Annotated in this window: 13 protein-coding genes and 1 pseudogene; 7 read left to right on the top strand and 7 right to left on the bottom strand. The window is 63.0% G+C overall.

Features of this window, described 5'->3' with window-relative positions:
- The first annotated feature begins 24 nt into the window (after nucleotides 1–24).
- From IB267_RS20335 to IB267_RS20315, 5 genes are read left to right on the top strand one after another with little or no spacing between them, the layout of a single operon-like run.
- Nucleotides 25–969, top strand: a complete 945-nt coding sequence (locus IB267_RS20335; protein ID WP_192449199.1) for a hypothetical protein — start codon at nucleotides 25–27, stop codon at nucleotides 967–969.
- A complete protein-coding gene (locus IB267_RS20330; protein WP_192449198.1) occupies nucleotides 966–1853 on the top strand; it encodes a ThiF family adenylyltransferase in 888 nt (295 codons plus the stop codon). The genes IB267_RS20335 and IB267_RS20330 overlap by 4 nt, the downstream gene beginning before the upstream one ends.
- The gene (locus IB267_RS20325) at nucleotides 1850–3049 is read left to right on the top strand and encodes a hypothetical protein (RefSeq protein WP_192449197.1); all 1200 of its coding nucleotides are present in this window, start codon (nucleotides 1850–1852) and stop codon (nucleotides 3047–3049) included. The genes IB267_RS20330 and IB267_RS20325 overlap by 4 nt, the downstream gene beginning before the upstream one ends.
- The gene (locus IB267_RS20320; protein ID WP_192449196.1) at nucleotides 3042–4148 is read left to right on the top strand and encodes a GNAT family N-acetyltransferase; all 1107 of its coding nucleotides are present in this window, start codon (nucleotides 3042–3044) and stop codon (nucleotides 4146–4148) included. Before IB267_RS20325 ends, IB267_RS20320 begins: the two co-directional genes overlap by 8 nt.
- Nucleotides 4145–5167: a hypothetical protein gene (locus IB267_RS20315; RefSeq protein WP_192449195.1), complete on the top strand. Its 1023-nt coding sequence runs from the start codon at nucleotides 4145–4147 to the stop codon at nucleotides 5165–5167. Before IB267_RS20320 ends, IB267_RS20315 begins: the two co-directional genes overlap by 4 nt.
- 23 nt (nucleotides 5168–5190) lie before the next feature.
- Here the strand turns inward: IB267_RS20315 and IB267_RS20310 are convergent, their stop codons facing one another.
- The 3 genes from IB267_RS20310 to IB267_RS20300 all read right to left on the bottom strand — a co-directional run bounded on the left by IB267_RS20310 (nucleotide 5191) and on the right by IB267_RS20300 (nucleotide 9672).
- On the bottom strand, nucleotides 5191–8589 hold the full coding sequence (locus tag IB267_RS20310; protein WP_192449194.1) for an acyl-[ACP]--phospholipid O-acyltransferase: 3399 nt from the start codon (nucleotides 8587–8589) through the stop codon (nucleotides 5191–5193).
- A gap of 89 nt (nucleotides 8590–8678) precedes the next feature.
- Nucleotides 8679–8957 carry a YiaA/YiaB family inner membrane protein gene (locus tag IB267_RS20305; protein WP_034796305.1) on the bottom strand — a complete coding sequence of 93 codons (279 nt, stop codon included), beginning with the start codon at nucleotides 8955–8957 and terminating at the stop codon, nucleotides 8679–8681.
- A 28-nt stretch (nucleotides 8958–8985) separates the two neighbouring features.
- Entirely contained in the window at nucleotides 8986–9672 is a 687-nt protein-coding gene (locus IB267_RS20300; RefSeq protein WP_192449193.1) for a PspA/IM30 family protein, read from the bottom strand.
- Nucleotides 9673–9774: 102 nt separating this feature from the next.
- On the opposite strand from IB267_RS20300, the gene IB267_RS20295 reads away from it, so the two are divergent.
- Nucleotides 9775–10371, top strand: coding sequence for a TetR/AcrR family transcriptional regulator (locus IB267_RS20295; RefSeq protein WP_192449192.1), 597 nt, complete (start codon nucleotides 9775–9777; stop codon nucleotides 10369–10371).
- A 162-nt stretch (nucleotides 10372–10533) separates the two neighbouring features.
- Here the strand turns inward: IB267_RS20295 and IB267_RS20290 are convergent, their stop codons facing one another.
- The 4 genes and pseudogenes from IB267_RS20290 to IB267_RS20275 all read right to left on the bottom strand — a co-directional run bounded on the left by IB267_RS20290 (nucleotide 10534) and on the right by IB267_RS20275 (nucleotide 12628).
- Nucleotides 10534–10959 carry a DUF4168 domain-containing protein gene (locus IB267_RS20290; protein ID WP_192449310.1) on the bottom strand — a complete coding sequence of 142 codons (426 nt, stop codon included), beginning with the start codon at nucleotides 10957–10959 and terminating at the stop codon, nucleotides 10534–10536.
- 257 nt (nucleotides 10960–11216) lie between these two features.
- Nucleotides 11217–11525, bottom strand: a complete 309-nt coding sequence (locus IB267_RS20285; protein WP_246810722.1) for a M20/M25/M40 family metallo-hydrolase — start codon at nucleotides 11523–11525, stop codon at nucleotides 11217–11219.
- Nucleotides 11526–11559: 34 nt separating this feature from the next.
- A pseudogene (locus tag IB267_RS34000) lies at nucleotides 11560–11718 on the bottom strand (aldehyde dehydrogenase family protein); the annotation flags it as partial.
- A gap of 76 nt (nucleotides 11719–11794) precedes the next feature.
- On the bottom strand, nucleotides 11795–12628 hold the full coding sequence (locus IB267_RS20275; protein WP_192449309.1) for an alpha/beta hydrolase: 834 nt from the start codon (nucleotides 12626–12628) through the stop codon (nucleotides 11795–11797).
- Nucleotides 12629–12956: 328 nt separating this feature from the next.
- Here IB267_RS20275 and IB267_RS20270 point away from each other — a divergent pair, with 328 nt between their 5' ends.
- Complete coding sequence (locus IB267_RS20270) at nucleotides 12957–14576, top strand: benzoate-CoA ligase family protein (RefSeq protein ID WP_192449190.1); 1620 nt, start codon at nucleotides 12957–12959, stop codon at nucleotides 14574–14576.

Below are 14576 nucleotides of genomic sequence, written 5' to 3'. Positions count from 1 at the left end.
AATTGAAGCTGCGGACACGGGACATTGTACAATCTGATATCGGTCGTTCTGAAGAAGCGCCTCGATCTTTCATTCAAGACATCGCCAGACTTCCGCGCACGGATCGTGGAGGCTCCCGGGCTATGGATGAACGAGCGCGAGGTCGCCAGGCTGCGGCAGGAACTGCGAAAAGTCGCGCAACGATCGGTTCCCGACGGGGAGCTCGACTACGGCATCTTCTCCGAGCGTGACGATGCGCTCGCCCGAACGATCGTCACGCTCGTCTATCGGGTTTCCGACGGCGAGCCGGTTGCCTTCAATGCACTGCCCGTCCTCCAGGTCTCTCTCTCCGGCAAACCGGTCGAAGTCCTCCACCTGGGGCTTGTGATGATCGATCCGGCGGTTCGCAGCCAGGGACTTTCCTGGATCCTCTACGGCCTCACCTGTTTCCTTCTCTTTCTGCGCAACCAGCTTCGCCCGCTCTGGATTTCAAACGTCACCCAGGTGCCGGCCGTTGCCGGCATGGTGGCCGAAACCTTCAGCGGCGTCTTTCCCGCACCCACCCGCGGTGCACGCAGATCGCTGCGCCAGCAGCTGATCGCCACCGCCATCATGGAATCGCATCGCCACGTGTTCGGAGTCGGCCCTGACGCCGGTTTTGATGCCGATCGCTTCGTCATCACCAATGCCTATACCGGCGGTTCCGACAACCTGAAGAAGACGTTCGAGGCGGCACCGAAACACCGCAAGGCGGAGTACAACGACTTCTGCGCCGCCGAACTCGACTACGAGCGCGGTGACGACCTGCTGCAGATCGGACAGTTGGACCTCAATGCGGCGCAGCGCTACCTCATGGAAAGCGTGCCGCGCAACGCGCTCGGCCGCCTTGCCGTTGCAAGTACCGTTATCCTCGTACAAAGGCTCGTGCTGCCGGCGTTGCATTGGGCCGACAGCCGCCGGCAGTGGGGCGTCTTGAGGCCCAGCCGATGAACAGCCAATTTTCCTACGCGACCTTCACCACACGCAACATCGGCTTCGTCACCGAAGCGGAACAACGGCGCCTGAGCCAGGCGACCGTTTTCGTCTGTGGAACCGGCGGCATGGGCGGCGCCTGTATCCAGTCGCTAGCACGTGCCGGGATTGGTCGGCTGGTTCTTGCCGATATCGATGACTTCGAGCTTTCGAACCTCAACCGGCAGGTCTTCTGTTTTGCCGACACGATCGGCATGCCGAAGGCGGAGGCGACCCGCGACCTTTGCCTCAAGATCAATCCCGGCCTTGATGTCACCGTCTACGGACCGGACTGGACCGACCATGTCGATGCGATCATTGCGCAAGCGGATGTCGTCATCAACGGAACCGATGATCTCGGCGCCAGCCTGCTGCTTTATCGCACGTCACGAGACCACGGCCGGACGGTAATCGACGCCTACGCCTCGCCGCTGCCCTCCGTCTATGTGACGCGGCCGCAGGATCCGATGCCCGAGGAGCGGCTCGGCTATCCGACTGTCGGCACCGCCTGGAACGCGCTAACGCAGGACCAGCGGGCCGAGGCGTTCCTGCGCGAGGCGGAGCATGTGATGGTACATTCGTCGTCCCGTCACCATGTCGACCTGTCGCTTGCCGGTGAAGTGATCGCCGGCACCCGCAGCCGCATGTCTTTCGCGCCGATGGTGATCTCCACGGGCACATTGATGGCCTATGAGGCGATCCATGCGGTCCTTGGCCGCCCACAGTCTGCCGATTGTCGCGGCTGGTTCTTCAACCCGCATGCCGGGCGCGTCGAGCGACCGCGAAATGCGCTCGTCGCGGCCCTGCTGCGCCCGCTTGTCAGGCGCTACCTGACCCGACTTGCGGCTCCGGCAACGTCATGAACACCTCGCTGATTGCCGATAGCTTCGTTTCGCTGGCAGCGCTGGGCGGTCTGCTCGTGCTGATCGGCGTGATCCGGAGCTTCGACGCCAAGAGCCCGCTGAACCGTCGGTTCCTCTTCGGTCTGCAGGTGCTGGCGGCCTTGATGGCGAGCCGGGTGCTCGCCTGGTGGACAGACCTTTTCATCTTTAAGGCCGCGACGATCATAACCGCAGGGCTCGTCCCGCTCTCGACCGTCCTGCTTGCCGAAGGGCTGTTGCGGCGGCACGCGCCGAGAACAACGAAGTGGATCGCGGCCGGCGGCGCGGCCACCTTCTTCATCCTCGCCTTCCTGCCGGCATCATTCGCCGAACCCTGGCGGGTCACACTGCTGTTCCTCTACCAGTTGGTCACATTCGCCCTTGCCGGACACATGACCGTGACACGCGATCGGACGAGCCTGTCGAAAGCGGAAAACCAGGCCGTCGACCGCATTGCTCTCTCGCTGCTTCTGATCCTGCCGCTGCTCGTGACGGACTTCCGCTCCGTCTACATCGACCAGCCGGTGCGGCTCGGCGGGGTCGCCATCCTGTTTTTGTGCTGGCTGCTGATCAGCCTTGGCCAGCGCGCCGTCGGGCACCGTGACACGGTGGTCTCCTTCGTCATCCTTCTCTCGGTTGCGCTCCTTGCGGCCCTCGTCATCGGCGTCGAAAACAGCCTCGAACCAGCCGCGCTGGTACGAGCGGCAAGCGTCATCCTCAGTGCCGCCCTGCTCGGCGTGATCTGGAAGGACAGCATCAGCCTGCGCATGGAGCAAAGGCGGCAAAGCCTGATCCGCCATCTGGCGGAGGACCGCATCGACGACACGCTGGGCTTTCTCAAGGAACTGCAGAACCATCCCTTGGTCGACGGCGCCCTTCTGCTTGGCGAAGATGAGCTCTGCGACCTCGACCTGCCCGCGGTCAAAGCGCTGTTTTCGGCCCGCCCGCTGCTGCGCATTGCTGAAACGGGGAGCCTTTCTCAAGCGGATGCGGAGCAGATGTCCTGGCTGCTCGAAAAATACGAGGCAACCCACCTGATGCTGGTGTCCAACCGGCCGTTCCGGCTGATCGCGCTCAACATGCCCTCCGTCTCCGCCACGCCGGGTGCAGAAACCGAATTGAAGGTCGTCCAGCGCATGGCGATGCTGATCTCCGAAAGAAATCCGCTTCATGATTGAGATCCGCACCGGCGATTTCGACGCCTTCTTCGCCGCGCCCTTTCAGATCTATGGCGCGCGGACACCCTATGTCTCGCCGATGTTGAGCGACCTCAAGCGCTTCCTTTCCGCCAAGGCGAATCCACTCTTCGACTCGGCCGCGGACTTCGCCTTTTTCACGGCTCATGAAGGTGGTGCCGTGCGCGGGCGCATAACGGCGCATGTGCATCGCGCATCGAACGCAAAGTTCGCGCTTGATCGCGGCTATTTCGGTTACTTCGACTGTGCCGACGACGAACGGGTCGCGGCCGCCCTTCTGGAGCGGGCAGAGGATTGGGCGCGCGTGAAGGGATTTCGGGAGATCCTTGGAAACTTCAACTTGACGGCCATGCAGCAGGTGGGCGTCATGACCGGAGGTTTCCAGAACGCGCCCTATACCGACCAGGTCTGGGGGCCGCCCTATCTGCCTCGCCTGCTGGAAAGCCGGGGCTATGCGCCCTGTTTCCCGATGACCACTTTCGAAATCGACATTCGCACCGTGGCGATCGACGGATTGCTTGCCAGCGCGCAAATGCGCGCTCTTTTCGACGACGGGTTCCGCTTTTCGCCGATCCGGCGCGCAACGCTCGAACGAAGGCTCGAGGACTCCCGGTTGATCCTCAACGAGAGCTTCGCCGACAATCCGATGTTCGTGCCCGTCAGCCGGGCGGAGTTCGAGTTTCAGGCCAAGGAGATGAAGTGGATCATGGATCCACGCATTTCGGCGGTCGCGGAAAAGGACGGCGCGCCCGCCGGGGCGGTGATCGCCATTCCTGACGTCAATCCGATGCTGAAGGCGATGGGCTCGCGACTGGGGCTGACTGCGCCCTGGCACGTGCTCAAGCACCGCCTGAAGCGTCGCCGCGCCGTGATCATCTTCCAGGGTGTGAAACCGGAACATCAGGGACGCGGCCTGAACCCGCTGCTGCTTGCCCATGTGCTGGGCGAGATGCGCCGTGCCGGCTACGAAACCGCCGGCGGCACCTGGATCGCGGACGTCAACGCGGCAAGCCTGCGACAGGCGGAAAAGGCAGGCGCAACTCCGCTTCATCGTCTGCATCTCTTCGGAAAGACCCTATGAAGCGCGTTGATGCTGCCATGCTCACCGCTCTCGCGGCCGAAGCCAACCTAGCCCCTTCCGTCCACAACACCCAGCCCGCCCGTTGGGCGCTCGACGAGGCGGGACGCATCCTGCTCGCCGCCGACCTCTCCCGGCAGCTGAGCGTCGGCGATCCGAGCAGCCGCGACATGGGGCTTTCCTGTGGGGCGGCACTTGAGGGCATGGTGATGGCGCTCGCCGCCCGCGGGATCGGTGTGGTGATCGATGATCTCTGGACGGACAATTTACGGGATTGGAAACCTGGCTACCGGTTGGCCGCACGGCTGGAGCTTACCGGCGACGACGCAGCGCCGCAGGCGCTTTCCCAGTGGATCACCCGGCGCTTCACATGGCGAGCGCGTTTCTCGCCAACCTCACCCGAACAGATCGAGAGGCTTGAGCACTGGGCCGCTGAGGCGGCCGATGTGAGGCTTGCTTGCGGCCACGAGGACCTTGCCTTCATTGCGTCGCTCAATGATCGCGCAAGCCTCACAATCATGCGTGAACGCGCGTTCCGCGATGAACTCGTAAAGTGGATGCGGCTGTCACCCCGGCATCCGGCCTATTCCACCGACGGGCTCAACCTCGCTGCGCTGCAGATGGGACAACTGGAAAGGGCGTTGGCGGGACATGTCCTGGCCTCGCCGCTTTTCGACATTGCCGACCGCCTGGGGCTTGGCCAAGCGCTCGTCGCGGAATCGGAAAAGACGATGACGGCAGCCGCCTGCCTCCTGTTTCACCGGCCGGAGAATGAGAGCCCGATCGTCTCTGGACAGGCCTTCTATCGTTTCTGGCTGAGCTTCACCCGCTTTGGTTTCGCCGGTTGGCCGATGGCGGTGCTTGCCGACCTGCCATCCGCTGCGCAGGCGTTGCGCGAGCGCTTCCCGCTGCCACCCGGACACCGGGTCATCAACGTGCTGCGCGTGGGGCCGGCGCCGTCAACGGTTCCGAAGTATCGCCTTCCGGCAGGCGATCTCGTGCTGGACGGGAAGCCGGCCTGAGGCCGGCTCCCTTTTCGACATTATCAGGCGGCGTTCTCGGTCGTTGCCGTCTCGGCAAGAAGCCTTTGCGCACTGACGAAGTCCACCTTGCCGGTCCCGAGCACCGGTACGGCACCCACCCTCACGTCGGAGGGAACCATCATGTCCATCGCCCCCTTGTCTTTGGCGAAGCGGAGGAAAGCGGCACGTGTCGCACCAGGAGCATCGGTGAGCATGACCAGACGCTCACCCTTCTTGGGATCAGGCAACGACACGACGACCGTCAACTGGCCGGGCCACATCTCGCCCGCCAGCGCTTCAACAGCGCCAAGCGAAACCATCTCGCCGCCGATCTTGGCGAAACGCTTGGCCCGCCCGCGGATGACGATGAAGCCGTCTTCATCGACCGTGACGATATCGCCGGTATCATGCCAGCCGTCGGGCGCCGGCTCCAGCACGCCGGGCGCCTCGACGCGAAGATACCCGGCCATGACGTTGGCGCCGCGGATGAAGAGACGACCGCCTTCGGTGACACCCGGCACGGCATCGAGCCTGTATTCCATGCCCGGCATGATCTTGCCGACGCTACCGGCCTTGTTGAACATCGGCGTGTTCAGCGCGATCACTGGCGCAGCCTCGGTCACGCCATAGCCTTCGAGGATGCGGACGCCGAACTTCTCCATGTAGAGCGCGCGCGTTGCGGCACGAACCGGTTCGGCACCGGCGAAGCAGTAGCGGATCGAGCGGAAGTCATAGGGATGTGCCGTCCGGGCATAACCGTTCAGGAACGTGTCGGTCCCGAAGATGATGGTCGCGTTGGACGCATAGATCAGCTCCGGGATGATCCGGTAGTGCAGTGGCGACGGGTAGAAATAGACCGGCACCCCGGAGATGAGCGGCAGGACCGTTCCGGCCGTGAGACCGAAGGAATGGAACACCGGCAGGATGTTGAACACCTTGTCGCCCGAGTGGAAATCGATGCGCGACGCGGCCTGGGCTGCGTTGGAGAGGATGTTGCGGTGCGTCAGCACCACGCCCTTCGGCGTCCCCTCGGATCCCGACGTATAGAGAATGACCGCCGGCTCGTCGGCCGTGCGCCGGACGAGCGGCCGCCCCTTTCGCAGCAGACCACGCAGCTTGTCGGCAAGTCCGATCGTCTGGCGCAGATCATCGAGCCAGACGATCTCCACCGTCTTCGACAATTCCTCGACGACGGGCCCGAGTTTCGCCTGGGCGACGAAGGCACGCGACGTCAACACATGACGGACCTCGGCTGCCTTGCAGGCCGAGATGATGTTGGCTGCACCGGCGGTGAAATTGAGCATGGCCGGGACCTTGCCGGCCGACATCACGCCGAGGATGGTGGCAACCGCGCCGTTGGCGTTGGGCAGGAGAACGCCAAGTGCCTTTTCATTCGGGAAAAGCGACTGGAACTTGGCGCCGAGCACGGCCGCGCCGGTCAACAGCTTGCCATAGGTGAGCGAACCGGTAACCGGGTCCTGCACGGCGAGCTTGTTGAACCCACGCTCCTTGGCGGTCTTGATCACCTTTTCGAGCACGGTGGTGTCCGTGTCGGTGGTGCGGAACATCAGCATCGACATGACCTGGTAGAGCGCGGCACCCGCGGCCATGCGCCGCTTGCGGCCCTTCAGCTCTTGCGGCACAGACAGGCGAACCGGCTCCAGAATGGTCACCTTCACCTTCGGGAACAGGCGGCGGCGCACGTGCATGGAACTGAGGCGCGAAAAGTAGCTCTTCTCCAGCCCGTCGATGCGCACCGGCACGACCATGGAGCCGGTCTTGTCGGCCACCATCGCCGCGCCGTCATAGACCTTCATCAAGGCGCCGGTCACCGTGATGCGGCCCTCAGGGAAGATCACCAGCGGCTCACCGTTGTTGACCGTCTTGATAAGCGTACGCGTTGCCATCGGCTTTGACGGATCCAGCGGCAGGAAGTTGCACATCTTCAGGAACGGCTTTACCCACCAGGCCTTGGCGATCGTGTAATCGACCGCGAAGGTCGGCTCCTCTTCGGTCAGCGCCAGCGCCAGCGCGCCGTCGAGGAAGGACACATGGTTGAGCGCAATGATCGGTGCGCGACCGGCCTTCTTCAGATTGTCGAGGCCTTCGACTTCCAGACGCAGGAAGGCGCGGAAGAGGATAGAGACGAAATCACGGAAAGCGTTGGTCGGCAGCGTGCGCAGCATGACCCAGGCCGCAACGGCATTGGCAAAGGCGAGACCGGCAAAGAGCACCGGTGTCGACATGCCGGACGCCTGCAGGATAGCGACAAGGCCGCCGCCGGTGGTGATGAAGGCTGCAGACAGCACGTTCGACGCACCGATGACGCGCGACCGCTGGTCCTCTTGCGCCCAGGCCTGAAGCGCTGCGAGCGTGGGAACGGCGAGGAAGGCACCGGCGATCGCCATGCCGGCAAGATCGATGGCGATCCGCATCGTATAGGGATTGGCGAAGAAGGCAGAGAGCGTCTCAGCCGGAGCGACTGTGCCGGCTTGTCCCACGCACCAGGCGAGATCGAGACCGAACAGCGCCATGATCAGGGTGCCGACGGGGGCTGGCAGGAGCACGATGCGTCCGGCCGACATCCAGGCGGCAATCGCCGAGCCAATGCCGATTGCGACGGCAAAAACGGCGAGATAGGCGGTGATCGCCGTCTCGTCGCCGCCGAGATGGTTCTTCACCATGGGCGGCAGCAGCGACAGCACGATGGCGCCCGCCAGCCAGAACCAGGCGGCCATCAGCGCGGTGCGCCAAAGGCGCTGGTCGCCGCGCAAAGAGGCAACGAGCCGACCGGTCGAGCGCAGGACGTTGCGATCAACGACGAGATACGGAGCCTTTGCGCCGAGGCGCGGGATGTAACGGCTGGAAAGCCAGCAGGCGAGTGCCAAGCCGAGCATCATGGGACCGAACACCCAGGGATCGACGCCATCGGCCGCGGCAAGCCCTGCAACGACCGTGCCGCTGAGGATGGCGATGAAGGTTGCCCCTTCGATCCAGGCGTTGGCGCGTGGCAGTTCCTTGCGCTCCAGGTGGTCCGGCAGGATGCCGTATTTGACCGGCCCGAAGAGCGCGGAGATCGCGCCGAACAGGAAGAGTGCAACCAGCAGCACCGCGATGGAGGAGAAGGCGATCCCGACAACCGCGACACCGGCGGCCGCAAGCTCCCAGCGCTTCAGTCTCTCGGCGACTTCAGCCTTGTCGAACTTGTCGGCGAGTTCGCCGCCAAGCGCCGAGAAGAGCAGGAACGGCGCCATGAAGACGGCGCCGGCCAGCGTGACGAGCGATCCCGCGTCATCGGCCGCCACGGTTGCGAGGATGAGGAAGACGAGCGTATTCTTAAGAAAATTGTCGTTGAACGCCGATAGAAACTGCGTCCAGAAGAGTGGCGCAAAGCGCCGGGAAGTCATCAGATTGTTTTTCACGGAACGTCTCCCTTTTTTGAGCGTTCTAGATGAAAATAGTTACGCACTCGTCCACAGGTTGCTAGCCATCACGACAAGGCTAACGGGAACTAAACTTCGTCCGCCTTGATGCCGAGCAGCAATTTCTCGGTCTTGGCATCATCGATCCTGCGGATGAGCTTTTCTGCCTCCAGATTGTCGCGCAGCGTCTTGGTCACGTTCACGGCCGTCTGCAGCAGCATCAGGATGCCCATGGCCAGGTAGCCTTTGCCCCAGAGGTCGATCGGCATCATGTATAGGCCGATCACCACCATGAAGGCGGCCACGCCGAAGCTAACATAGGAAAAAGAGGTCCAGGCCGGTGAGTGTTTCATCAGGCTGTCGTTCATCGTCGTTGTCCTTTGAGAAACAGAGGTTTCAAAGCGTGAGGTTCATCTTGGCGCGCAGGCGCTCGAGCACGTCGTCGGCGCTTGTCACGAGAGGACGCCCACAACCGGCCGCGGCCAGTTTCTGCGCAAGTGCTGCTGGATCCGGCGTCTCTTCCAGCTCGATTAGCGCTTCGGCGGTCAATTCAGCCTCGCGCTGGCGCGTTTCGAGCCGCGCGAGCGTTGCCTCGGCGTCGCCGAGCGTCGCGAGATCGTTGCCGGGCACCTCGCGGGAAAGCCGCTGCGTCCGGTCACGCGCGGCGGCCAGGCGTTCGCCGCGGCGCAGCGCCGCCAGGCGCGTTTCGCTCTGCCGCACCGCTTGCCTCAGTCGATCTATTCCGTCTGCAAATTCCGCCTGAACCTGACGTGCGTTCTGCAATTCGGTTTCCAGTCGCGCGATCGAGGCTGCGGCTTCCGCGGCCAGATCCCCTCGCCCCTTTTCAAGCGCCGCAATGGCGCGGATTTCGAGCTCCTCGATGTGAGCCGAAAGCCGCTCGGCATTTTCCCTTTCCAGGCGATTTTGCGCTATGACCAAGGCGACGGCCCGGCGCGCGCTTTCGACACCGCGGGCAGCATCACGTATCTGCTGCGCCAGAATGGGGAGCGCATGCCGATCGGCGAAGGCTTCTTCCGCCATATGGGCACGACCGCGGATGAGCGTTACGATTTGTTTGAACATCTCCTCACCTCCATGTATGAACAATGTTCAATAATGTTTTCTCATAAAAATGAACGCTGTTCAATATAAAAATGAACACCGTTCAAAAAGAGGTGAAGACCATTGGCCGGAAAGCGTGAAGCGAAGAAGGAAGATCTGAGATCGAGGCTTGTTGCCGCCGGCACGGAGCTGATCCGGGAGCAAGGATTGAAGAACCTGCGTGCCCGCGACATAGCCGAGCGTGCAGGTGCGGCACTCGGTGGGCTCTACACCGTCTTCGATGATCTCGACGGGCTGATCCTGCATGTCAATTCGGGGACGTTAAAGCGCCTGGAAGCCGCCCTCAAATCGGCGGCCCTGCCGGCGGCGGATGTTCAGGAAACCTTCCTGAGCCTGTCGCTCGCCTATCTCCGGTTTGCGCTCGCAGAGCGAAATCTATGGGCGGCGCTTTTCGAACACAGAATGCCCGAGGGCGCCCCGGTCCCCGAGTGGCATCTTGCCGAACATGGCTTCCTGATTGGTCTCATCGCAGCACCGCTCGCGCAGCAATTGCCGCATGCCAGCCGGGAAGACGTGGCAATTCGTGCCCGCACGTTCTTCGCCGCCGTTCATGGCGTGATCTCTCTCAGCCTCGAAGGACGGTTCATCGGAATAACGCCCGAAGTGCTCGAGCGGGAGATTACGGCACTCGCCGGAATTCTTGCCAGGCGCCCGAACTGACGCGCTTATTGCCGGCTTCAGCGACATAGGTCGCGAACCAGGCGATCTTGAAGCGGCTGGACCTAGGCGAGGCCGATCGGCGAATCCATTTCATAGCGAGTAGCCCACACCTGGTGCGGGCTACCCATTTGTCTCGGTCGAACCGGTTGCGTTCAAGCCCGGTTATTGCTGTGCGGGAGCCGTGTCTTGGAGTTTTGCCTGAACTTTCTTGGCGACTGCCGGATCGCTCTGCGCAGCTGTCAGGATTGCCGAATACTCTTCGATCGAAATGGTCGGTGAGGCTTGCACGGTCTCGACCATTTTCTTGCTGGCTTCGGTCTCCAGATCCTTCTTCGCCGCTGCATCCGACGTAGCTTCTATCTTGGCAGAATATTCCTGCCTGACCTTATCGACCTGAAGATAGGCAACCGCGAAGGCCTCGATTTTCTGGTCGCTGATCGCAGCGTCCGGGGCCTTGTTGCCAGCCTGGCCCTGCGTCGGCTGGGTCGTTTCAGCCTGAGCGATCTCAAGGGCGGATGCGGGACTGACGACCATGAAGCTGAAGACGGCGGCTGCGAGCGACGCGACGGGTTTGTAACCGGTGATCATATTCATTCCTCTCTGATGCGTATGACGTGATCGGGAGCGACACTGACTTTCAATCGCCCCCAAGGTCGGCCGGATACCGAATGCGCCGTGACGATGGAACGCTGGAATGGGCTCGATGCGGCCGTATCGGGGCCATTTGCTGACCATTCAACGGCAGCTTTACGGCTCAGCCGATGCTTCCCGTCGCATCAAGAGCGATGCTCTCTCCCGTGCGGGGCCGACAATTCCGTTGCTCCCGTCCACGTCTTGCGCGTCCATCACGCCGACGCACGATCGAATGTGACGTCGAGGAGTATGTTCGCGCCGGCGGTGACATCGCCGGGTGACGCGTATTCGCGCGGGATGTGACTGACCCCGTCGCGGCAGGGTACGAAGATCATCGTGGTCGGGACCCGGCGCGCCAGATTGAACGCGTGATGGCCGGCGCCGGAAACAATGTCGCGATGGGAGAGCTGGCGCTCGCTCGCGCTTGCTCGAACGGCCGCGATCAAATCGCGGTCGAAGGCGATCACCGGCGAATGCCAGGTCAGGCGCCCCTGGCTGGGCACGGTTGATGAGCGGGCCAACCGCCACCCTGCCCGAGGCCGGATCACCGACCGACAGCTTGCCGGCATGGTCTGCGAGCCTGCGGGTGTCCTCTCCGGCGATGCCCGAGTGCACCAGCACGCGCCCCGCCGACAGGCAGATCTGCCCCTGATGCAGATAGACGCTCCAGACGGCATTCTTGACGGCCAGGTCAAGGTCGGCATCGTCGAGCACGATGAAGGAATTCTTGACGCCGACTTCCAGCGACACCTCCTTCAGTTTGCGCCCAGGGAGCGACCCGGCCTGACGATCACTCGTCCGACAGCAGCGTCCGAACCAGAGGATGCCTGGCGTCGGCAAGGCCGTCGATGACGTTGAAGTGGTGCCTGTCCGGTTCGGCGACAGCAGCAGTCCTTGCGCCCAACCCGGTCCAGATATTGGCAAGAAGCGCATTCTGGCGCAGGAACTCCGCACGCTCGCCGCCGCCGACCCAGCAGGTGATGCGGGCGTCTTGCATTGGCCGCAGCAGCGCCGGGCTCTGCGAAAGTGCCTCGGCCTCGTCGATCGCGAGCTTCTCGTTCATGGCCGTCGACATGATCGGGCGCAGATCATGGACGCCCGAGATCGACACGACGTTGCGGATCCGGGCCTGGACATCCTGCGAAAGCGGCGCTGTCGTCGTGATCATCCGGCTGACCAGATGGCCGCCGGCCGAGTGGCCGGTCAGCATCAAGGGACCCTCGACGCGTTTCGCTGCCTCGCTGATGGCGGCGGCGACCTCCTCGACGATCCCGGCAATGCGGATCTCCGGGCAGAGCGTGTAGGACGGCATCGCGACGGCATAGCCGTGCTCCACGGCCCCGGCCGCCAGGTGCGACCAGAAGCTCTTGTCGAGCTGCAGCCAGTACCCGCCGTGGACGAAGACCACCAGGCCCTTCGGCGAACCATCGGGCAGAAACAGGTCCATGCGGTTCCTCGGCCCGTCGCCATAGGCAAGGTCGAGCTTGGCGCGCCCAGCGCTCAAGAGGGCGTTGCGGAACGCCTCGGCCGGCTTGACCCAAGCCTCCGGCCAGCGATCACCGCGCGCGATGTTCGAGCCGTTCGCATAGGCGTCGTCCCAGTCGGAAATGCGGTGTTCCAGCATCGATTTCATGCTCCCCTTGATGTCTCCTTACAGATAGCAATCGCCTGCCCCACCGGGAAAGGCAATGCTGGAATTCGAAAAAACTTTAGGCTTGAAATAATTTTGGACTGGTGCGATGCTGCCCCATGTTCAGCCGAGAAGTGGAGGTCTCGCTGTGCCTATCGCCATAACTGGGATCGCGTCAGCGACCGCCCGTGTCACCTTGAACCGTGACGCGACGCTCGTCGCGTGCCTGCAGACCAGGGCTTTGAACCACCGCAAGACTTTCAGCCGGCTTTGAACAATGCCTGGGCAACAGGCACGAACGAAAATAGGGAACAGCCGCCACATGCTTGGACCGACTTCGCACGTCGATACGTTCACCCGCGACCATCTTCCGCCACCGGAAGAATGGCCGGAGTTCCTTCTCGAAGGTTTTGACTATCCGGATCACCTCAACGCCGCCGTTGAACTGACGGACGCCATGGTCGCCAAGGGTTTCGGCGATCATACCGCGCTGATCGGCAACGGGCGCCGCCGGACCTACAAGGAACTGTCCGACTGGACCAACCGGCTCGCCCATGCGCTGGTCGAAAATTACGGCGTCAAACCCGGCCATCGCGTGCTCATCCGCTCCGCCAACAATCCGGCCATGGTCGCTTGCTGGCTGGCGGCAACCAAGGCCGGCGCCGTCGTCGTCAACACCATGCCGATGCTGAGAGCCGGGGAACTCGCCAAGATCGTCGACAAGGCCGAAATCAGCCTGGCGCTCTGCGACACGCGGCTGATGGAAGAGATGATCGCCTGCGCCAAGGACAGCCGCTTCCTGAAGCAGGTCGTGAGCTTCGACGGCACGGCGAACCACGACGCGGAACTCGACCGCATCGCACTCGACAAATCCGTCGTGTTCGAGGCCGTGCATACCGGTCGCGACGACGTGGCGCTGCTCGGCTTCACCTCGGGCACGACCGGGATCCCCAAGGCGACCATGCACTTCCATCGCGATCTGCTTGCGATCGCCGACGGCTACGCCCGTGAAGTGCTCGCCGTCACGCCCGACGATATCTTCGTCGGCTCGCCGCCGCTCGCCTTCACCTTCGGCCTTGGCGGCCTTGCGATCTTCCCCTTGCGCTTTGGAGCCGCAGCGACACTGCTCGAGCACGCGACGCCCGCCAACATGGTGGAGATCATCGAGAAATACAGAGCGACGATCTCGTTTACCGCCCCCACCGCCTATCGGGCGATGATGAAGGCGATGGACAACGGCGCCGATCTTTCATCACTGCGCGTCGCGATTTCCGCGGGCGAGACCCTGCCCGGTCCGGTCTTTGAGGAGTGGACGGCCAAGACCGGCAAGCCGATCCTCGACGGCATCGGCGCGACCGAGATGCTGCACATCTTCATTTCCAACCGGTTCGAGGATCGCAAGGCCGCCTCGACCGGCAAGCCCGTGGGCGGCTACCAGGCACGGATCGTCAATGACGACATGCAGGAAGTGCCCCGCGGCACGATCGGCAGGCTTGCGGTGCGCGGCCCGACCGGCTGCCGCTACATGTCGGATGCCCGCCAGCGCGACTATGTCCGCGACGGCTGGAACCTCACCGGCGACGCCTTCTACCAGGACGAAGATGGGTTCTTCCATTTCGCCGCCCGCTCCGACGACATGATCATCACCGCCGGCTACAACATCGCTGGGCCAGAGGTCGAGGCGGCCCTGATTTCCCACCCGGAAGTCGCCGAATGCGCCGTTGTCGGTGCGCCCGATGCGGAGCGCGGCCAGATTGTCGAAGCCTATGTCGTTCTGATATCTGGCGTGTCGGCGGACGACGCAACGATCAAGCGCCTGCAGGATCATGTGAAGGCGACGATCGCACCCTACAAATATCCGCGATCGGTAAAGTTCCTGGACAACCTGCCAAAGACAGCCACGGGCAAGATCCAGCGGTTCCGATTGCGGTCGGAGAACTGA

Source organism: Ensifer sp. ENS09 (genome assembly GCF_014852425.1).
GTDB lineage: Bacteria > Pseudomonadota > Alphaproteobacteria > Rhizobiales > Rhizobiaceae > Ensifer.
This window is presented reverse-complemented; position numbering and strand designations above follow the sequence as displayed.